This is a genomic window from Burkholderia sp. R-40 (assembly GCF_049942845.1).
In the GTDB taxonomy this organism is placed as follows: Bacteria; Pseudomonadota; Gammaproteobacteria; order Burkholderiales; family Burkholderiaceae; genus Burkholderia; species Burkholderia ambifaria.
Genome location: NZ_CP187968.1, coordinates 2,047,253 through 2,067,718, shown reverse-complemented (window position 1 = coordinate 2,067,718; position 20,466 = coordinate 2,047,253). Strand labels below are relative to the sequence as shown.

Below are 20,466 nucleotides of genomic sequence, written 5' to 3'. Positions count from 1 at the left end.
CTCCGGGGGTGGCCATGCGTCGTGCGCGGCCCGTTCAAGACGTCACCGGCGGCATCGCCGCGCGGTGGGGGGCAAGGTTGGCGCGGCGCGCATCGCGTGCGCCGCGGCGCACCGCGCGCCAGTGCTCGCGCACGCGCTCGCGCTGCGCGGTATGCAGCGACAGCAGCACGTGCGCGAAGCCCGGATAGACGCGCGTGCCGATCAAGGTCCACCACCACCACGCGAGCTCGCGCCGCAGCGGCGGCAGATGCTCGCGCAGGATCAGGTGCAGGTTGTACGCGCCATTGCTGATCGCATTCAGCGACGCGGCATCGCGCCGGTCGTCGTCGAAACGCTCGGCCGGAAAATGATCGACCGCGATCGCCGGGTCGTAGACGAGCTTCCAGCCTTCGCGCTGCACGTGCATGCTGAATGCCATGTCGTTGTGCACCTGCGCACCAGCGCCGCGCAGCCGCGTGTCGAAGCGCAGCCGTTCGATCGCGGCGCGGCGGTAACTCATGTTCGCGCCTTTCAGCATGTCGACTTCGCGCGCGCCGCCGACGCCCAGGTGATGGTTGCCGATGATCTTGCCGGACAGCGTAAGCTGGCCGACGAGCTCGCGCGACTCGTCGAGCACGCGGCCTTTCTCGTGCACCCAGTCGCGGCCGCCGACCGCACCGACGCGCGGATCGGCCAGGAACACGGCTTCGATGCGCGCGAGCCAGTCGGCGCGCGGCGCCGCATCGTCGTCGGTGATCGCGACGATGTCGCCGTTCGCCGAGTCGAGCCCCTTGTTCAGCGCGGCGACCTGCCCCGGCACGTCGACCGGCACGATGCGCAGCGCCAACGCGCCGCCGACCGACGGATCGGCAAGGCGCTCGTGCGTGGCATCGTCCTCCGGGCGCGCGACGACGATCACCTCGTCGGGCAGCCGCTGCTGGCGCTGCAGCGCCAGCAGGCAGCGCGCGAGGTCGGCGGGACGCCGAAAGGTCGGAACGAGCACGGAAATTTTCATCGAGGGTTCTCCAGTCGGCCGGGCCGGTGCGGTGCGCGCCGGCCCGGTTTCGTGCAATGCGTCAGGCGCTCAGGTATTCGTGGACGGCCGCATAGCCGCGGCCGTAGCCGCGCGCCTTCGGCGGCACGCCGTTGAAGATCCCGCCTTCCAGATCGACGCCCGCGGTGCGCAGGCGCTTGATCGCGTCGGCGATCTCGCCTTCGGTGTGCATGCCCGAGCGCAGCACCAGGAAGGTCGCGCCGGCCATGCGGCCGATGATGGTCGCGTCGGTCACCGCGAGCACCGGCGGCGAGTCGATCAGCACGATGTCGTAGCGCTTGCCGAGCCCTTCGAGGTATTGCGGCAGACGCGTCGACATCAGCAGCTCCGACGGGTTCGGCGGGCGCGTGCCGGCCGAGATGAACGACAGGCCCTGCACCGGCGTCTCGCGGATCGCGTCCTCGAGCGCCGACTGATCGCTCAGCAGCTCGGACAGGCCGGGCTGCGCGGTGAGGCCGAAGTAGCGGTCGAGCATCCCGCGGCGCATGTCGGCGTCGATCAGCAGCACGCGCTTGCCCGAATGCGCGAGCAGCACCGCGAGGTTGACCGTCAGGAAGCTCTTGCCGATACCCGGCGTCGGGCCGGTCAGCACGATCACGCGGTTCTTCGCGTCCATCATCGCGAACTGCATCGCGGTGCGCAGGCTGCGCATGCTTTCGACGCTCAGGTCCTTCGGGCGCAGGCTCGCGAGGATCGGCCGCGCACGGCCGCCGCCCTTCTCGGCCATCGCGTCGAGCTTCACCTGCTCGGCGCTTTGCGGCACCAGCCCGTACAGCGGCAGGTTGAACGTGCGCTCGACGCGGTCCGGATCCTCGATGCCCTGGAACAGGTTGCGGCGCAGGAACACGACGCCGGTGCCGAGGATCAGGCCCAGGAACACCGCGGCCGACAGGATCAGCACCTTCTTCGGCTTGATCGGGGCGCCCGGGCGCAACGCCGAGTCGATCAGGTGGATGTTGCCGCCCGTGCCGGCCTTCTGCACCGACAGTTCCTGCACGCGGTTCAGCAGCAGCACGTAGATGTCCTCGGCGACCTTCGCGTCGCGCTGGAGCTGGACGGCCTTCACTTCGGTCGCCGGCAGGCTGCGGAAGCGGTTGCTGAACTTGTCCTTCTCGCCCTGCAGCTCCGCGAGCTGCTGCTTCGCGGCGATCACCATCGGGTGCGAGTCGGTGAAGCGCTGCGCGAGCGACGCGAGCTGCAGGCGCTGCGCGGCGATCTGCTGCTCGTACTGCACGCTGCCCTGCAGGTAGACCTTCGCCTCGTCGCTCGCGTTGATCGAGCCTGACGTGCGCTGATACTGCGTCAGCGCGGCTTCCGCACGCTCGAGATCGGCCTTCAGGCGCGGTTCCTCGCCCTTCAGGAAGTCGAGCATCTTGGTCGCTTCGGCCTGCTTCGCGATCACGTGCTGGTTCAGGTACGACCGCGCGAGCGCGTTCGCGATCGCGGCCGTCTGGTCCGGATTCTTGCCTTCGAGCGAGATCTGCACGACGCCCGTCTGCTTGCCCTGCTCGCTCACCTGGATGCCCGACTGGAAGCCGGTGATCGCGTCGAGATCGTTGTAGCGGACCACCGTGAACTGCGTGCCCGGACGCGCGACGAGCTTCTGCACGAGCAGCGTGACGCCGCCGCCCTGCTCCGATTCGCCGACCCGGCCCGACAGCAGGCGGCGGCCGTTCTGGTCGACCACCGTGTAGGTGCCGTTCGGGCCGGCCGTCAACGTCATCTTCTTGCCTTCGAGCTCGGGCACGACGTTGATCGAGTCGATATCGGCGACTTCACCGCCCCACGCGTAAGACCGCAGGCCGAACCACGCGCGCGACGGCTCGCCCGGCGTCGCGATGCGCGCGGCCAGGCTGCCGATCCCCGGCATCGTCTTCGGCGTGACCGAGAAGTTCAGCTTGAACTCCTCGACGACCGGCGCGACGACGCCGCGGCTCTTGATGATCTCGATTTCCGCATCGGTCGGCGCCTGCTGCGGGCCGCTGTTGATCGATGCACCCGTCTGCGTCTGCGTGAGCGCCTGCGACGTATTGTCGTTGCCCTCGACGCGCACGTGCACGTCGGCCTGATAGACCGGCTTCGCGACGAAGCAGTACAGGCCGGCGAGCGCGATGACGGTCACCGCGATGCCGAGCAGCAGCCAGATGTCGTCCATGATCACCTGGAGCAACTGGCCGAGGACGACGTCCTCTTCCTCGGTTTTCGCGGCCGGACCCGCGTAGGTGTGTTTTGCTTGCGTGTTCACCATTCGTTCCCGCTTGAGTGGTGCCGGGGGGCAGGTGCCGCCCCGGCGGGCTATCAGCGCGTGATCTGCCGCATGTAGAAGATCGTCTGGATCGTCGGCAACACCTGCTGCAGCACACGGTTGAACTGCACCGAGCCGGCCGTGCTGACGTAGACGACGTCGAGCGGCTGGAGCGGGAAGCGGCTCGACAGCATCAGCGCATCCGGCTGCGTCATGTCGAGGCGATACACTTCCGGCTTCGTCGGGTTGTCACGCATCCCGCGCATCACGTAGATCTTGCGCGGGTTCGCATCGGTGTCGAGGATGCCGCCGCCGGCGGTGAGCGCGTCGGCGATGGTCAGCCTGCCCTTGAGCATCGGCACCGTGACCGGCGTCTTGACCTCGCCCATGATGAACACGCGGCTGTCGCTGCGGTCCGGCACGTTGACGATGTCGCCCGGCTGCAGCATCACGTTCTGCTTCACTTCGCCGCGATCGAGCACGCCGTTCGCGTCGAGCGTGTAGAGCTTGCCGTCGCGCGTCAGGCGCACGCGCTGCAGGTCGGCCTCGTTGGTCGAGCCGCCCGAGCGCGAGATCGCGTCGACCAGCGTCAGCGGCACGTCGCTCACCGCGAGCGGGCCCGGCTGCTTCACCTCGCCCGTCACCTGTATCTTCTGGCTGCGGAACGACAGCACGCGCACGTCGAGCTGCGGATTCTTCACATAGCGCGCGAGGGTGGACGACATCTGCTCGCGGATCTGCGCGACCGTCTTGCCCGCCACGTGAATGCGACCGACGAACGGGAAGAAGATCGAGCCGTCGGCGGACACGGTCTGGCCGTACGGATCGGCCTGACCCGGCAGCGCGGTCGTATACGGCTGCTGGAGCGCGCCCGCGACCGACTGCGTCGTGTTGCCGCCGCTCGAGAACGACTGGCCCTGCGGCGTCGTCAGCTCGGGGTGATCCCACACCGTGACGCCGAGGATGTCCTGCGGGCCGACGCGGTAGACGTATTGCGACGGATCGGTGTAACGGCCCGGCGGCAGCGGGTGCTCGACCTGCTGCTTCTGCAGCTGATCCATCACCAGCTTCGCGTCGATGTAATGAACCGGATAGGTTTCGGCCTGCCCTTGGCGGCCTTCGTCCTTCAGGTTCGACGAATCGAGATAGTTGCCGGGCGCGGTCGCGCAGGCCGACAGGAATGTCGTCATCGCGACGGCGAGCGCCAGCGGGCGCATGGGACGTTTCAGCATAGTTTTTGCAGCCATCCTTGAACCAGACGTTCGATCAATGAGTAGCTCTCGCGATAGTCGGCCTCGGGGCCGCCATGCGGATCCGCGATCTCGGCGTCCTCCCACTTGCCAAGCAGGTGAACCTTGCCGCGCGCGAACGGATCGACCGATTCGACGGCCGCGATCTGCCCGCGCTCGCTGACGAGAATCAGGTCGGCGTCGCGCACGAGCCGGCGCGACAGCCGACGCGACCGGTGCGTCGTCGCATCGACGCCGCGCTCGGCGAGCAGTTGCCGCATCACCGGATCGATGCCGTCGCCGTCGTTCGCGCGCACGCCCGCGGAGTGGAACGTCGCGCGCGGGCCGCCGCGCGACGCGGTGTGCGACTTGAACAGCATTTCGGCTGCCGGGCTGCGGCAGACGTTCGCGTGACAGACGATCAGGATGTTGCGGAACATGGCGTCTCGAATCGGGTAACGGGGAACGGTGACGCGCGGGTTACGCGTTCGCGCGCGCGGCGCCCGCCACGCGGGCGGCGACGGCCTGACGCGAGCCCGGGCGGCCGATCGCATGGTAGTCGATGCCGAGTTCGGCCATCGCTTCCGGCTCGTACAGGTTGCGGCCGTCGAAGATCACCGGCGCCTTCAGCTGCGGCCTTCAGGCGCGATGAAATCCGGGCTCCTGAATTCCTTCCACTCGGTGACGATCACGAGCGCATCGGCGGCGATCGCGGCCTGCGCCTGGGTGTCGACGAAGCGGAGGCGCGCAAGCGCGTCGGGAGCTCGCCAAGATCGAGCGCGAACACACGGCGCGCTTCGTCGATCGCGACCGGATCGTATGCGGCGATGCGCGCACCGCGCGACAGCAGCTCGGCGATCAGCTCGCGGCTCGGCGCCTCGCGCATGTCGTCGGTGTTCGGCTTGAACGCGAGGCCCCAGACCGCGAATTCGCGGCCGGTCAGGTCCGCGCCGAAGCGCTGTTCGATCTTGCCGATCAGCACATCCTTCTGCGCGGAGTTGGCGGCTTCGACAGCCTCCAGGATGCGCAGCGGCTGGCCGTTTTCGCCCGCGGTGCGGATCAGCGCCTGCACGTCCTTCGGGAAGCACGAGCCACCGTAACCGACGCCCGCGTACAGGAAGTGATAGCCGATGCGCGGATCGGAGCCGATCCCGCGGCGCACGGCTTCGATGTCGGCGCCGACCTTGTCGGCGAGATTCGACATCTCGTTCATGAACGAGATGCGCGTCGCGAGCATCGCATTCGCCGCATACTTCGCGAATTCCGCCGAACGCACGTCCATGTAGATCGTGCGCTCGTGGTTGCGGTTGAACGGCGCATATAGCTTCTTCATCTTCTCGCGCGCCACCGTGCCCGTCTCGTCGTCGTCGACGCCGATGATGATGCGGTCCGGGCGCATGAAGTCCTCGACTGCCGCGCCTTCCTTCAGGAATTCCGGATTCGATACGACCGAGAACCGGTGCGCGACGCTGCCCGCGAGCCCGCGGGCGCCGAGCGCCTCGTCGACCACCGCACGCACGCGCTGCGCGGTGCCGACCGGCACCGTCGACTTGTCGACGATCACCTTGAAACCCGTCATGTGACGGCCGATGTTGCGCGCGGCCTCGAGCACGTATTGCAGGTCGGCCGAGCCGTCCTCGTCGGGCGGCGTGCCGACCGCGATGAACTGGATCTCGCCGTGCGCGACGCTCGCCGCGATGTCGGTCGAGAAGCGCAGGCGGCCCGCCGCGCGGTTGCGCGCGATGATGTCCAGCAGGCCCGGTTCGTGAATCGGCATCCCGCCGTTGTTCAGGATATCGATCTTGCGCGGATCGACATCCAGGCAAAAGACGTCGTGGCCGATCTCGGCGAGACAGGAGCCCGTGACAAGACCGACATAGCCGGTGCCGATGATGGTGATTTTCATAGATGTGTCGGACCTCGTGACCAATGATTCGAAATTCGTAAAACCGAAACGCCTGAGCGGGCGTGCGTCAATAAGCGTTGCTGCCGGTGAAGCCTTTCCAGAGCGTCAGCACGACGATCTTGATGTCGAGCCAGAACGACCAGTTCTGCATGTAGTACAGATCGAGCTTCACGCGCCCCATCATCTTCTCGATCTGATCGGTCTCGCCGCGAAAGCCGTTGATCTGCGCCCAGCCGGTGATGCCCGGCTTGATCCGGTAGCGGAACATGTAGCCCTTCACCAGATCCTTGTAGATGTCGTCGTGCGCGAGCGCATGGGGCCGCGGGCCGACCACCGACATCTCGCCCTTCAGCACGTTGATGAACTGCGGCAGTTCATCGAGGCTCGTGCGGCGCAGGAAGCGGCCGACCGGCGTCACGCGCGTATCGTTCTTGGTCGCCTGCGTGACCTGCCCCGCGACTTCCTGATGCACCTTCATCGAGCGAAACTTGTAGATCTCGAACTCGTGCCCGTCGATGCCCTTGCGTTTCTGGCGGAAGAACACCGGCCCGCGCGACGTCAGCTTGATCAGGCATGCGATCAGCAGCATCAGCGGCGCCAGCGCCGTGAGCGCCGCCAGCGCGAACAGCCGGTCGAACACGAACTTCGGCAGGATCCGCACGTCGGTGATCGGCGACGCCGCGAGGTTGATCGCCGGCACGCCGAGCACCTCGACCACTTCCTGGTTGAAGAACGACAGCGTGCGCACGTCCGGAATGAAGCGGATATTCACGAAGTCGTGGCGGAACACCGTCACGATCTGGTGAATCCGCCGCTCCTCCGTGATCGGCAGCGTGAGCCACAGCTCGCTGATCGCGCGGCTGCGCACCAGCCACACCAGCGATTCGAACTGCCGCTCGATGCGCACGTCGTCGAGCGCGACTTCGCCCGGCACTTCGCTTTCGTCGTAGACGCACACCGGGTTGAAGCCCGCTTCCGGGCGCGCCCGCATCTGCGCGATCAGCCGCCGCGCGGCCGGCGTACCGCCGACGATCGCGACCGCCTTCAGGTTGTAGCCACCCCGCCGCAGTTGTCGCAGCACGACGTGCACGCAGGCCTTCGAGCCGGCCAGCAGCGCCATCGTCACGAGCGCCCAGTAGCCGAGCCACAGCCGCGACAGATCGCCCGACTGGTGAAAGCTGAAGCTCATCAGGATGCCCGCGAGCTCGACCACGAGCCACGCGAACGCGACACGCCCCACCAGCCCGACGAGACGCTTGCCGCGCCACGACTGATAGATGCCCATCGCCGGAAAGAACACGACGACCAGCAGGCAGTCGAACAACACCGTCGTGCGTTGCAGATCGTTGAGCCAGATGCTGCCGCCGTGCAGCGCGGCGGCGATCAACGCCCCCACCACGACCATCGCGATATCGATGACTCTCGCCAGCACGCTCAACATGTTCGCTTCCTCTTTGAACAGGCGTTTGCCGAACAGCTCCTCGTGCAGCCCGTGCCGCACATTCGATTCAAACGTTGCATGACGCTATTGAAGCGGTAAGAAAATTCATCCTCAAGCGCACAAGTATTTCGAAAAATAATCGGAAATTCTTGCCGCGATATTCTTGAATTAAATCGGCAGGTTTTCCCGAATCCAGCCCGAATCGGGGCATTTTTTGAAAACTTTACGGTTCTCGCCGAGCCTTTGCGGCAAGGCATGCGCGCGCGATTCGCGGAATTATTTTTTATTTTTTATTTGCGCCGGATGTCATCGCGGAAAATTTTCCCGGATATGCGCGCGACGAACGTGCGCGACGAATATCGTGCAAGGCGCGCGGTTTTATTGTCGATTTACTTCATGCTACAAACAGGCACTGACTTCAATCGAGGAGAGTGTCATCATGAATGCTCCGGCCGTGGTAGCCGATACGCGCCCATCTTCTTCCGCCGCAACCGACGCCGGTACGCGCGTCGCGGTGCAGCCGGTGATTCTCGCCGGCGGTTCGGGCACGCGTCTGTGGCCGATGTCGCGCGAACACTATCCGAAGCAGCTGATCGGCCTGCTCGGCGATCATTCGCTGCTGCAATCCACCGCGCTGAGGCTCGACGGCCTCTCGACCGGTCATCCGCTGAACGACGACGTGCTGATCGTATGCGGCGAGGATCACCGTTTCACGACCGCCGAACAACTGCGCCTGACCGGCAAGCGTGCTTCGATCATGCTCGAGCCGCTCGGCCGCGACACCGCGCCCGCGCTGACGCTCGCCGCGCTGCGCATCGTCGCCGGCGGCAGCGATGCCGTGATGACCGTGATGCCGGCCGACCACGCGGTGGCCGACCAGCCGCGCTTTCATGCGGCGGTCGCGGCCGGCGTGCACTGCGCGGCGCAAGGCAAGATCGCGACGATGGGCATCGTGCCGGGCCGCGCCGAAACGGGCTACGGCTATATCCGCGTCGGCGCGCCGCTCGGCGACGCCGCCACCGGCGACCTCGACGTGCGCCGTCTCGACCGCTTCGTCGAGAAGCCGCATCTCGAGCTTGCGCAGCAGTACGTCGCGTCCGGCGAATACTGGTGGAACAGCGGCATCTTCATCGTGCGCGCATCGGTGTGGCTGAACGCGATCCGCCAGCTCGAACCCGAGATCTACGCGGCCTGCGAGCAGGCCGTCGCCAACGGCAAGGAAGACGGCGACTTCTTCCGCGTCGATCGCGACGCATTTGCCGCTTCGCCGTCGAACTCGATCGACTATGCGGTGATGGAGCCGCTCGCGAACCTGCCGCAGCTGTGCGAAAGCGTCGTCGTGCCGCTCGACGCGGGCTGGTCGGACGTCGGCTCGTGGGACGCGATCTGGCAGATCCTGCCGAAGGACGATGCCGAGAACGTCGGCCGCGGCCACGTGCTGTTCGAAGACGCCACGTCGACCTTCGCGCATTCGGAAAGCCGGCTCGTCGCGTGCGTCGGCACGCAGAATCTGGTCGTCGTCGAAACGCCCGACGCCGTGCTCGTCGCCGACAAGTCCCGCGTGCAGGACGTGAAGAAAATCGTCGGGCGCATCAAGGCCGCACGCGGCGCGGAAGCGACCGATCACCGCAAGGTCCACCGCCCGTGGGGCCATTACGACTCGGTCGACATGGGCGAGCGCTTCCAGGTGAAGCGCATCGTCGTGAAGCCGGGCGCGCGACTGTCGCTGCAGATGCACCACCACCGCGCCGAACACTGGATCGTCGTGCGCGGCACCGCGCGCATCACGCGCGGCGAGGAAACCTTCCTGCTGTCCGAGAACGAATCGACGTACATCCCGCTCGGCGTGTCGCACCGTCTCGAGAACCCGGGCAAGATGCCGCTCGAGCTGATCGAAGTGCAGTCGGGCGCGTATCTCGGCGAGGACGACATCGTCCGCTACGACGATACCTACGGACGCCAGTGACGCAGCGGATGCGGGGTGCGCCGTGTCGACGGTGCGCCCCGCATCACGCGGATGGAGGAGACAAAAAAATGCGCGGGCGCCGTGACACACGACGACCCGCGCGTTTTCGTTCGGACGACGATCAACCTACCCGATACGCATACTCGCGGCGCTCCGACTGCACCGGATCGTTGCGGCCCTCGGACAGCACACCCGCGCGACGCTCGGCGATGAAGCGCTTGATGTCCGACTCCGCGCGCGCCAGCGCGGACAGGCCGGCCAGCACTTCGCTTTGCGGCACGCGCACCGGCTCGTCGCTCGCACCATGGCGATCGATCCATTGGCGCGCCCAGTCGAGCGCGTACTGCTCCGCGGCTTCCGCGTCGGTGAAGCGCGGGCCGATCAGGCCCGAGCGCTCGACGCGCCGGTCGTCCTGCATGATCTCGGCCCACGCGCGGTACATCAGGTTCTGCACCGGCTGCGCGCTGCCATAGATCGTATAGCCGCGATACTCGTCGACCTGCGGCTCGGCCGCGGCGAAGCTCGTCGCGCCCGCCCGCCCGCGGCGCAGCCCGGCAGGCTGCGCGCCGGGCACAGCGAACGACGCGCCGGACGATTGGTCCGCACCGGTGCTCTGCCTCGCGGCCACCGTCGCGCCCTCGCCATCCCAAACGTTTGCCTGCGCGACCGGCAATTGCCACGACTCGGGGTTCTGCCAGAACACGCCGCGCAGACGATCGTTGTCGGGCACCGGCTCGGCACGGCACGCGGGCGCCGCGGGCACGGGCGGCGGCGGCACATACGCGAACGTACGCCCGCTGAATTGAGTCAGCACGTCGATCATCTGCAACAGCGTGCCGTTCGCGAGCCACTCTTCGTAGCGGCGACGGCACGTCGGCCCGGACGGATAGCGCCCGGGCAATTTCGACCATGCTTCACCGGTCGTCAGGATCCACAGGACCGCGTTGGCGACAACGCGCGGTTCTGCACGTGGGCGGCCTCGACGGTTCAGCCGGATGGGTTCATCGGCGATCAGCGTTGAAAGACGAACCCACTCTTCATCGTTAAGCTCATCGAAGAACATAGTAGATCTCTCCACGCAGCCAGGCCGGGCTGCGATTGTCGGCGCCGTCGTCACGCATCGCGTGACGGGGCGGCCCGGTTGCACATTATGGTTATCCGAATGTTGTGCATGCCGGCGCGACACCGCACGTTCACGGTGCCGCCATTCCCGGCAATGGCGCACAAATCACGGTCTCACTCCAATGTGGGAATTTTTGTGCACGAAGCATACCATCCTCAGGGTTTCTCTCAATATGACAATGACTTAATGTTACGTACTGAAACAACCTGCCATGGATGCGCAAACCATTTACGCTTGAATTTTTTTACGCGATCTTTATGCGTGAGGCTGGGAAGCCCCGTCTGGCGGGGCTCTGCGGGGTGCGGCCGACGCGCGGCCGGCGGCGCTTCCTGGCTGTTCCGACCCTGCGCCGTAACAATCGCGGAGATTGCCGCCTAAAATCGGTAAATCAGGGAAAATTTCGTAACAAGATATTCACGGATCGGTAAATCGTTCAAATACCGCTGAACCGAATTATCTCCGTGCACAATCTTTTTATTGTTTACCTGCGAGTAATGAAAGCGACCTGACGTGCAATGCACATTGTTTCCCGGCATGCAAGCGCGGACAGGCTTGTTACATCCTCGGACTGAAGGGCAGTCGGTCGCGCGATAGAGCGGGTGGAAGCGTCGAAACGACGCGACCGACCGTAGATCAGCGCAGATCGCCGGCCAGCGACGCGGTCACATCCGCGTCCAATGGTTGCGGCGGCATCGTATAGGCCGGGTGGTCGCAGCCGATCGACAGCGTCGCGCCGTCCTTGAGCGCCGCGCGCATCGGCGCGCTCAATTCGAAGCGCACGAAATGTACGGCCGAGGTCTTCTCCGCGTTGTCGCGATCGAGATCCTCGTCGGCGACCGCGTACACGGCGGGATGCCCGTCGACCTGCAGATACACGCGATCCTCGACGCCGATCAGCCGCGCGAGCGCCGCTCGGCGTTCGGCCTCGTGCTCGTATTCGATCTGCAGCGTCGCCTTCAGGTTGGTGCCGTCGGGCACGAGCGGCAGATAGGCTTCCAGTTCGCCTTCGATGCCCGCCTCGTCGAAGATTTTCTCGATGTGCAGCATCTCCTGGATCTGGTAGCGGATCGTGGTCTCGTCCTCGAACAGCAAGCGCAGATGGTTGCCGAGCGCCACCGCGCGGCGGCGCTTGTACGCGACGAGCCGCGCGTGTTCGGCCTTGCGGATCTTCGCGTACGCTTCGAGCGTGAGCAGCGAGTCGCGGGTCAGCGTCATGGGATGTCCTTGGATGGGAGTCGATGGGTTCGCCGCGCGGCCGCCTCAGATGCCGTACGCACGGCGCAGCAGCGTCAGCGGATGCGCGAGCGGCGCAGCCGGCAGCCCCTTCTCGTCGATGCCCTGCACGATGTGATGGCCGGCGAGCGCGCAGTCCGACGACACGAAGTCCGGCTGCGGCTCGGCCATTGCCTTGAATACGGGCGCGCCGATCCGCATCGCGTCCGCATGGAAGCCCTTCTTCACGCCGAACGTGCCCGCGTGCCCCGAACAGCGCTCGACCACGTTCACGCGCGTATCGGGCACGAGCGATAGCGTGTCGGCCGTCTTGCGGCCGATGTTCTGCACGCGCGCGTGGCACGGCACGTGATACGACACGGTGCCGAGGCCCTGCTTGAAATCGGTCTTCAGCAAACCGTCGCGATGCCGCGCGATCACGTATTCGAACGGATCCCAGAATGCGTCGGCCACTGCGCGCACGGCTTCGTCGTCGGGGAACATCAGCGGCAGTTCGCTCTTGTACATCAGCACGCAGCTCGGGATCGCGCCGATCAGCGCGTAGCCGTCGCGCGCATAGCGCTCCAGCACCGGCATGTTCACGGCCTTCTTCGCGGCCACGCCCGCGAGATTGCCCTGCTCGAGCAGCGGCATGCCGCAGCAGGCTTCGCGCGTGACGAGCTCGTACGGGATCTCGTTGTGCGCGAGGATCGCGAGCAGGTCGTGACCAATGCCCGGCTCGTTGAAGTTTACGTAGCACGTCGCGTAGATCGCGACCTTGCCGGGCGTGCGCTCGCCGTCGCGCACCGGCGGGCCGTCCGAGCGCTTCGCGGTGCGCCGGAACTTGCGCGGCGCGAACTCCGGCAGCCATGCGTCGCGATCGACGCCGAGCACGGCTTCGAGCGCGTGCCGCGCGGGCGGCGTGCGGTTCACCGCGTTCACCGCCTGCGTGACGATCGGAATGCCCGCGAAATGGCCGAGCGCGTCGGTGTTCGACAGCACCTTGTCGCGCAGCGGCGCTTCGCCGCGCTGATAGCGCGCGGCCTTGCCGCGCAGCATCAGGTGCGGGAAGTCGACGTTCCACGCGTGCGGCGGCACGTACGGACATTTCGTCATGTAGCAGAGATCGCACAGGTAGCACTGGTCGACGACCTTGCCGAACGCCGCCTTCGGCACTTCGTCGATGGTGCCCGTCGGCGTGTCGTCGACGAGATCGAACAGCGTGGGGAATGCGCCGCACAGCGACACGCAGCGCCGGCACCCGGCGCAGATGTCGAACACGCGCGTCATTTCCGCATCGATCGCGGCCTGGTCATAGAATGCTTCGGACTGCCAGTCGAGCGGATGCCGGGTCGGGGCTTCGAGGCTACCTTCCTTGTGGGGCATGGGGCGCTCCAGCGTGGCGCGCATGCGCGCGAACGCGCCGCCCGCGCGGTGCGGGCAGCGATCGACGCACAGCCGCCGGCCGGCGAAATTTTCCGACCGGGCCGTGCGGCCTTGCAGGGGCCGCGTCAGTCGACGAGTGCGTCCAGCGCCTTCGTATAGCGGTTCGCGTGGCTGCGTTCGGCCTTCGCGAGCGTCTCGAACCAGTTCGCGATTTCGTCGAAGCCTTCTTCGCGTGCCGCCTTCGCCATGCCCGGATACATGTCGGTGTATTCGTGCGTCTCGCCGGCGATCGCCGATTCGAGGTTCAGCCGCGACGAGCCGAACGGCAAACCCGTCGCGGGATCGCCGACTGCTTCGAGATATTCGAGGTGGCCGTGCGCATGGCCGGTTTCGCCTTCGGCGGTCGAGCGGAACAGCGCGGCGATGTCGTTCTGGCCTTCGACGTCAGCCTTCGAAGCGAAATACAGATAGCGCCGGTTCGCTTGCGATTCGCCCGCGAATGCGGCCTTCAGGTTCTCTTCGGTTTTGCTGCCCTTGAGTTGAGCCATTTGCGCCTCCGTTCGAGTCGGCGCAGCCGCGTGCGAAAGCCGGGCCGATGATGTATGTAGGGCACGATGCGTGCGTGTGACGCACGCATCGTGCCTTTTAATCTAGGCGCTGGCGATCGCATCCCCCAATAGGCTTTTTCAATCCGGGCGATAGTGCGCCGACGGAATTGGGGACGGTTTCGGTCCCTCGCTCCGGCAGCGCTTGCCGTGCGTCACGCGTCCGTCGCCCGCTTGAGCAGCAATTCCCTTTCGCGCTCGTTCCGGGTCAATTCCGCCGCGCGGCGGAACTCGACCTTCGCCTCGTCCGTGCGGCCGAGTTTCGCGAGCAGATCGCCACGCACGCTCGGCAGCCAGTGATAGCGCGCAAGCGCCGGATCGTCGCGCAGCACGTCGACGATTTCCAGCGCCGCGGCCGGCCCGAACGCCATCCCCACCGCCACCGCGCGGTTCAGCTCGACGACCGGCGACGGCGCGACTTCGGCGAGCGCGTCGTACAGCGCGACGATCTGCGCCCAGTCCGTCTCCGACGCGTGCCGCGCGCGTGCATGGCACGCCGCCAGCGCGGCCTGCAGCGCATACGGGCCGCGCACGCCGCCGAGCTTCGTCGCCCGCTCGAGCGCCGCGAGGCCGCGCCGGATCAGCAGCGGATCCCAGCGGCTGCGGTCCTGGTCGAGCAGCAGTACCGGCCGCCCCTGCGCATCGGTGCGTGCATGCATGCGCGACGCCTGCAGCTCCATCAGCGCGACGAGCCCGAGCACTTCGCTTTCGTCCGGCACGAGCCCGGCCAGCACGCGGCCGAGACGCAGCGCCTCGTCGCACAACGCCGGACGCGTCCAGTCGTCGCCGGCGGTCGCCGCGTGGCCTTCGTTGAACACGAGGTAGATCACTTCGAGCACCGACGCGAGCCGTGCGGGCCGCGCGGCGGCGGACGGCACCTCGAACGGCACGTGCGCCGCCGCTAGCGTGCGCTTCGCACGCACGATGCGCTGCGCGATCGTCGGCTCGGGCGCCAGGAACGCGCGTGCGATCTCGCTCGTGGTCAGCCCGCCGAGCAGCCGTAGCGTGAGCGCGACGCGCGCATCGGTCGACAGCACCGGGTGGCACGACGTGAAGATCAGCCGCAGCAGATCGTCGCCGATGTCGTCGTCGCTCGCGTCGGCGAGCGCCTCCGCGATGTCGGGCACGACGTGCGATTCGAGCGCGTCCATTTCATGCCCGAGCTGATCGCGCTTCGCCGCATGCAGCGACTCCTGCCGGACCCGGTCGAGCGCCCGCCGCTTCACGGCCGTCATCAGCCACGCGGCCGGGTTGTCGGGCACGCCGTCGACGGGCCAGTGCTCGAGCGCCGCGACGAGCGTGTCCTGCGCGAGTTCCTCGGCCACGCCGACGTCGCGCACCACGCGTGCGGCGCGGGCAATGATCTTCGGCGCCTCGATTCGCCAGACGGCCTCGATCGCACGATGGGTCGCCTCGCGCGTCACGACGCCGGCTCCTGCCCGGCCGCGGCCTGCCCCACGAATACCAGCCCCCATTCGTGGCCGTCCGGATCGGCGAAATCGTGGCTGTACATGCCCGGGTACGCCTGCGCCTGGCGCGGCACGGCGCCGCCGGCCGCCCGCGCCTTCGCGACGACCGCGTCGACCTCGGCGCGGCTGTCGCACGACAGGCACGGCAGTACCTGCACGTGCGTCGCCGGCTCGACGATGGTCTTGCCGGTGAAGGTCTGGAAGAACGGCCGTACCAGCAGCATCACGAAGATCGCGTCGCTGATCCGGATGCAGGCGCCCTGCTCGGTCGTGTAGGCCGGCACGACCTCGAAGCCGAGCGCGACGTAGAACGCCGTCGCGCGCGGCAGGTCGGCCACCGGCAGGTTGATGAAGATCGTCTTGTGCATGAAGCTCGCTCCCGGCGACGATGGATTCAGACGGCCTGGCCGCGTCCGACCTGGAGTTCGCGAAACCGCTCGACCGCGTCGCTGGGCGTCAGGTCGTCGAGCTCAAACAGCGGACGCACCTCGATCTCGCAGTCCATTTCCGCGCCGAACGGCGCGGGGAACCGGCGCGTCCATTCGAGCGCCTCGTCGCGCGAGCGCACCTGGATCAGCGTATAGCCGGCAATCAGTTCCTTCGTCTCCGCGAACGGGCCGTCGATCACCGTGCCCTTGCCGCCGGTGTACCGCACGCGCCAGCCGCGCGCGCTCGGCCGCAGGCCGTTTGCATCGAGCAGCACGCCGGCCTTCGCCAGTTCCTCGTGATAGACCGTCATCGCCTCGACCAGCCGGTTGTCCGGCAATGCGTCGGATTCGCTGACGGCGTTCGCCCGGATCATGATCATGAATCGCATCGTTCACTCCTTGTCGTCGGTGGAAAGCGGCGTCCGTTCATCGGCGCCTTATCCGGACGACGGGCGACAGGCTGCCGGATCGACGTGCCGCGCGACGAGCGCGGGTAAACACCAAGGCACGGCCGTTACAGTCACAGGAAGCACGGGCCGACCTTGCGCACTTCGACCGTGCACCATTGTGCCGCCGGGCACTGGCGCGCGATCTCGATCGCTTCGTCGCGCGTGTCGACGTCGACGATGAAGAAGCCGCCGACCATTTCCTTCGCCTCGGCGAACGGGCCGTCGACGAGGCGCGTCTCGCCGTCGCGCACCTCGACGCGCGTCGCGCGTTCCGAGCGCTCCAGCGATTCGACGCCGCGCAGCACGCCGCGCGCTTTCAGCGTCTCGGCGAAATCGACCATCCGCGCGTAAAGCGCCTGCCCGTCTTCGAGCGTGCGTTCGGCGCGCTGGCCGGTCGGTTCGACAATCAACAGCATGTAGGACATGGAAATCTCCTGTTGGGGGCCGTGCGCGGAAGCGTGCGGATCGCAGGCCGGAATGACACGTCAGGTGCGAAGCGTAACAGCCCCGGCCGGCCTTGCCGTCATCGTTGGCCATTCGGCACTGGCCTGATGGCCAATTCGATCGCGGCACGCGATTTTGCCGTCAAGATGCGTCCCGAACCTTCGAATTTTCTTCCTGTGTGCCACGCCATGTCACTCCTGCCGTCATCGCTCGCGCTTGCCGCGTTTCTCGTCCTGTCCGTTCCGCCCGCCACCGCCGCGCTGCCGGTGAGCACGGGCTGCGGCGGCACCACCACCGCGATCGCCGACATCCGGCATCCCGCGGGCCGCTCGCCGCTGGCCGGGCACACCACGTCGATCGAAGCAGTCGTCACCGCGGCGTTCGGCGGCCCCGATGGCTTCGGCGGATTCTTCGTCCAGCAGGCGGACGCGCAGCGGCGACACCGGCCGGGCGTGCCGGAAGGCCTGTTTGTATATGCGCCGCATGCGCATGTGCAGCCGGGCGAGCGCGTGCACGTCACCGGCAGGATCGAGCAGAAATACGGTCGGACGCAACTCGCGCTGTCAGGCCGCGTGGCCGTCTGCGCGCGCGGGCAGAGCGTCACGCCGGCCGCGCTGATGCTGCCGGTCGATAGTGACGCCGTATTCGCCGCGCATGAAGGCATGCGCGTGCGCTTTCCGCAAACGCTGACGGTCAGCGATACTTACGAACTCGGCCGCTACGGCAGCATCGTGCTCAGCCACGGCCGCCTGTACATGCCGACTCACGTGGTGCCGCCGGCCGAAGCCGCTGCGCACGCGGCGGCCAATGCACGCAACCGCATCGTGCTCGACGACGGTTCGAGCCGCGTGAACCCTGCAACCGCCCGCTATCCGCCGCCTGCGCTCAGCGCCGCCAACACGCTGCGCGCGGGCTACACGGTGCGCGGCATCGAAGGTGTGCTCGAACTGCGCTACGGCACGTGGCGATTGCAGCCCATTTCGGCCTCGCCGCCCGCCTTCGAGGCCGCGTCGAATCCGCGGGCCGACGCGCCGGCACGGCATCCGCAAGCCGACGTGCGGGTCGCGTCGTTCAACGTATTCAACTACTTCAACGGCGACGGCGCGGGCAGCGGCTTCGGCGATCCGTCCGGCCGCGGCGCGAAAACGCCCGCCGCCTTCGCGCGGCAGGAAGCGAAGCTCGTGGCCGCGCTGCGTGCGCTGCGCGCCGACGTGATCGGCCTGATGGAAATCGCGAACAACGGGCACGGCCCGGCGAGCGCCGTGCAGCGGCTCGCGGCCCGGCTCGGCGGCGGCTGGCGCGCGGTCGACCCCGGCACCGCACGGCTCGGCCGCGATGCGATCGCGGTCGCGCTGCTGTATGACAGCCGGTCGATCGAGCCCGTCGGGCGCGCCGCGACCGTCGCGCTCGACGGTCGGAATCGCCCGCCGCTCGCGCAGACGTTCCGCCGCATGGGCGGCACCCGCGCGTTCACGGTCGCGGTCAACCACCTGAAGTCGAAAAACTGCCCGCACGCCACCGGCCCGGATCTCGACCAGTCGGACGGCCAGGGCTGCTGGAATGCAACGCGCACGCGCGTGGCCGAACGCGTCGCCGCGTGGCTTGCCACGTCGCCGACCGGCGCCGCGGCCGACGGCGTGCTGCTGATCGGCGATCTGAACAGCTACGCGAAGGAAGACCCGCTGCGCGCGCTCGAATCGCACGGCTACGCCAACCTCGTCGCCCGCTTCGTCGGCAATGCCGGCTACACGTATGTATTCCGCGGCGAAGCCGGCAACCTTGACCACGCACTCGCGACGCCGCCGCTCGCCGCCCGCGTGAAAGCCGTGCACACGTGGCACATCAACGCCGATGAACCGATTGCACTGCAAGCCGTGCCCGATTACAAAACCCCGGCGCAACAGGCCGCCTATTACGCGCCCGATGCATACCGTTCGTCGGATCACGATCCCGTCGTCATCGACCTTGCGCTGGAGGAAGGCGCCACCTGAAGCAGCGCGGGCACAAACCCTGCTCCACCAAAGCATGGCGAGTAGTGCAATTGCATCAACAGAACGCATGCAACGGCACTATTTACCTGACAGGCCGGGCGACGCCATATTTACCGGGCTTTTCACGCCCGGCAATGGTTTTCTTTATGTCGCTTCGCTCGATCTCGAAATTTTTTCAACCGCTGTCCGGCCCCACTCGCGGGGCTTCCAAGGGATCTTGCCGACGAATTGAAAATTTGTCTCGAAACTCAATTGGCTGATTTGAATCACACAGGTTGCTGGGATTCGTCTTATCTTCAAATTGGCCTGTAAATCAAATCGAAGGAGGATAAACACCATGGCGCTCACCGACTCGATCGAACACAAGCTGGATCGCGGCCTGTCCGAAATCCGTCGCACCGGCCGGCGTGTCGGACGCACGACGCGCTCGGCTGCCCACGACCTGCATGCGGATGTGACCGACGATCTGCGCGGGCTGGTCGACGAACTGGAAGACCTGCTGAAGAACGATGGCGACGGCGATATCGCCGCGTTGCGCAAGCGGGTGCAGGCGCGGCTCGACGAAGCGCGCAGCACGCTCGACTACGCGTCGGGCACCGCGGCCGCCCGGCTGCGCGAATCCGCCGAACGCGTGTCGCAAGCCGTGCATGACAACCCGTGGCAGACCGCGGGCGTCGTCGCGGGCCTCGCGTTCGTCGCCGGCCTGCTCCTTTCTTCCCGCCGTTGAACGGGGCCGGCCGCCCCGCTGCACGCACCCGGACCGTCCGTCCTCAACCCGACAACGAAGGAGAATCGCCATGCAGAAATCCCTCGCCCTGAAAGCCGCCACCGCCGTCATGGTCGGCAGTCTCGCCCTTGCCGGTTGCACCATGACGTCCGACAAACCCGACAACGCGGCAGCCAGCGCGTCGAAACGCCAGTCGATCGACGCGAGCGTGAATGCAACGCTGTCGCGCCTCTATTCGACGGTGCCGGGCTCGCGTGAACTCGTCGCGAAGTCGCGCGGCGTGCTCGTGTTCCCGAACGTGCTGCAGGCCGGCCTGATCGTCGGCGGCCAGTCCGGCAACGGCGCACTGCGCGTCGGCGGCAACACCGTCGGCTACTACAACACGTCGTCGCTGTCGGTCGGCCTGCAGGCCGGCGCGCAATCGAAGGCGATCGTGTTCCTGTTCATGACGCAGGATGCGCTCGACTCGTTCCGCAAGTCCGAAGGCTGGTCGGCCGGTGCCGACGCGTCCGTCGCGGTCGTGAAGGTCGGCGCGAACGGCGCGGTCGATTCCAACACGGCCACCGCACCGGTCCAGGTACTGGTGCTGACCAACGCCGGCCTGATGGGCGACCTGTCCGTGAACGGCACCAAGATCACCCGGCTCCACATCTGACGATCCGGCGCGGCGCTGCCGCGCCCCTTCCCGCCAACGCCGCGGCTTCGCCCGCGGCGTTTTCGCGTGCGCCGCGCGCAGCGGCTATGATGGCGACACCTTTGCGGGCATACTGCCGGTCGGGCCGCCCGCAGCGTGCTTCGCCGCGAACCCGTGA

Annotated in this window: 17 protein-coding genes and 1 pseudogene; 4 read left to right on the top strand and 14 right to left on the bottom strand. The window is 67.0% G+C overall.

Translation table 11 applies throughout. The features are described from left to right. Positions 1 to 34: 34 nt before the first annotated feature. The 6 genes and pseudogenes from ACP26O_RS25690 to ACP26O_RS25665 form a co-directional block, all read right to left on the bottom strand. Positions 35 to 994, bottom strand: a complete 960-nt coding sequence (locus tag ACP26O_RS25690; protein WP_175663174.1) for a glycosyltransferase family 2 protein — start codon at positions 992 to 994, stop codon at positions 35 to 37. 61 nt (positions 995 to 1,055) lie between these two features. Next, positions 1,056 to 3,281 carry a polysaccharide biosynthesis tyrosine autokinase gene (locus ACP26O_RS25685; RefSeq protein ID WP_175663175.1) on the bottom strand — a complete coding sequence of 742 codons (2,226 nt, stop codon included), beginning with the start codon at positions 3,279 to 3,281 and terminating at the stop codon, positions 1,056 to 1,058. 50 nt (positions 3,282 to 3,331) lie between these two features. Continuing rightward, on the bottom strand, positions 3,332 to 4,510 hold the full coding sequence (locus tag ACP26O_RS25680; protein ID WP_011660458.1) for a polysaccharide biosynthesis/export family protein: 1,179 nt from the start codon (positions 4,508 to 4,510) through the stop codon (positions 3,332 to 3,334). Next, positions 4,504 to 4,947 carry a low molecular weight protein-tyrosine-phosphatase gene (locus tag ACP26O_RS25675; RefSeq protein ID WP_166724168.1) on the bottom strand — a complete coding sequence of 148 codons (444 nt, stop codon included), beginning with the start codon at positions 4,945 to 4,947 and terminating at the stop codon, positions 4,504 to 4,506. Before ACP26O_RS25675 ends, ACP26O_RS25680 begins: the two co-directional genes overlap by 7 nt. Positions 4,948 to 4,987: 40 nt before the next feature. After that, positions 4,988 to 6,413 (bottom strand): annotated as a pseudogene (locus ACP26O_RS25670) (UDP-glucose dehydrogenase family protein). Between the two features lie 67 nt (positions 6,414 to 6,480). Continuing rightward, positions 6,481 to 7,854, bottom strand: coding sequence for an undecaprenyl-phosphate glucose phosphotransferase (locus ACP26O_RS25665; protein WP_041491740.1), 1,374 nt, complete (start codon positions 7,852 to 7,854; stop codon positions 6,481 to 6,483). Positions 7,855 to 8,293: 439 nt separating this feature from the next. Here ACP26O_RS25665 and ACP26O_RS25660 point away from each other — a divergent pair, with 439 nt between their 5' ends. Beyond that, the gene (locus tag ACP26O_RS25660; RefSeq protein WP_175663177.1) at positions 8,294 to 9,820 is read left to right on the top strand and encodes a mannose-1-phosphate guanylyltransferase/mannose-6-phosphate isomerase; all 1,527 of its coding nucleotides are present in this window, start codon (positions 8,294 to 8,296) and stop codon (positions 9,818 to 9,820) included. 121 nt (positions 9,821 to 9,941) lie between these two features. Here ACP26O_RS25660 and ACP26O_RS25655 read toward each other — a convergent pair whose 3' ends face one another. The 8 genes from ACP26O_RS25655 to ACP26O_RS25620 form a co-directional block, all read right to left on the bottom strand. Further along, positions 9,942 to 10,883, bottom strand: a complete 942-nt coding sequence (locus ACP26O_RS25655; protein ID WP_175701230.1) for a transposase — start codon at positions 10,881 to 10,883, stop codon at positions 9,942 to 9,944. A gap of 693 nt (positions 10,884 to 11,576) precedes the next feature. Beyond that, the gene (locus ACP26O_RS25650; protein ID WP_175663178.1) at positions 11,577 to 12,158 is read right to left on the bottom strand and encodes a DUF3501 family protein; all 582 of its coding nucleotides are present in this window, start codon (positions 12,156 to 12,158) and stop codon (positions 11,577 to 11,579) included. A 45-nt stretch (positions 12,159 to 12,203) separates the two neighbouring features. After that, entirely contained in the window at positions 12,204 to 13,541 is a 1,338-nt protein-coding gene (locus ACP26O_RS25645; RefSeq protein WP_011660452.1) for a heterodisulfide reductase-related iron-sulfur binding cluster, read from the bottom strand. A 125-nt stretch (positions 13,542 to 13,666) separates the two neighbouring features. Next, complete coding sequence (locus ACP26O_RS25640) at positions 13,667 to 14,089, bottom strand: rubrerythrin family protein (RefSeq protein ID WP_011660451.1); 423 nt, start codon at positions 14,087 to 14,089, stop codon at positions 13,667 to 13,669. A 212-nt stretch (positions 14,090 to 14,301) separates the two neighbouring features. Continuing rightward, on the bottom strand, positions 14,302 to 15,570 hold the full coding sequence (locus ACP26O_RS25635) for an RNA polymerase sigma factor (RefSeq protein ID WP_175663179.1): 1,269 nt from the start codon (positions 15,568 to 15,570) through the stop codon (positions 14,302 to 14,304). Continuing rightward, positions 15,567 to 15,983, bottom strand: a complete 417-nt coding sequence (locus tag ACP26O_RS25630) for a VOC family protein (protein WP_175663180.1) — start codon at positions 15,981 to 15,983, stop codon at positions 15,567 to 15,569. Before ACP26O_RS25630 ends, ACP26O_RS25635 begins: the two co-directional genes overlap by 4 nt. 26 nt (positions 15,984 to 16,009) lie before the next feature. Then, positions 16,010 to 16,432, bottom strand: coding sequence for a YciI family protein (locus ACP26O_RS25625; RefSeq protein ID WP_011660448.1), 423 nt, complete (start codon positions 16,430 to 16,432; stop codon positions 16,010 to 16,012). Positions 16,433 to 16,563: 131 nt separating this feature from the next. Next, the gene (locus ACP26O_RS25620) at positions 16,564 to 16,917 is read right to left on the bottom strand and encodes a YciI family protein (protein WP_011660447.1); all 354 of its coding nucleotides are present in this window, start codon (positions 16,915 to 16,917) and stop codon (positions 16,564 to 16,566) included. A 207-nt stretch (positions 16,918 to 17,124) separates the two neighbouring features. Here ACP26O_RS25620 and ACP26O_RS25615 point away from each other — a divergent pair, with 207 nt between their 5' ends. From ACP26O_RS25615 to ACP26O_RS25605, 3 genes are all read left to right on the top strand, one after another. Next, positions 17,125 to 18,927, top strand: coding sequence for an ExeM/NucH family extracellular endonuclease (locus ACP26O_RS25615; RefSeq protein WP_175663181.1), 1,803 nt, complete (start codon positions 17,125 to 17,127; stop codon positions 18,925 to 18,927). Positions 18,928 to 19,264: 337 nt separating this feature from the next. Further along, entirely contained in the window at positions 19,265 to 19,654 is a 390-nt protein-coding gene (locus tag ACP26O_RS25610; RefSeq protein ID WP_011660445.1) for a DUF883 family protein, read from the top strand. A gap of 70 nt (positions 19,655 to 19,724) precedes the next feature. Then, entirely contained in the window at positions 19,725 to 20,309 is a 585-nt protein-coding gene (locus ACP26O_RS25605) for a BPSL1445 family SYLF domain-containing lipoprotein (protein WP_012365579.1), read from the top strand. Positions 20,310 to 20,466 lie beyond the last annotated feature (157 nt).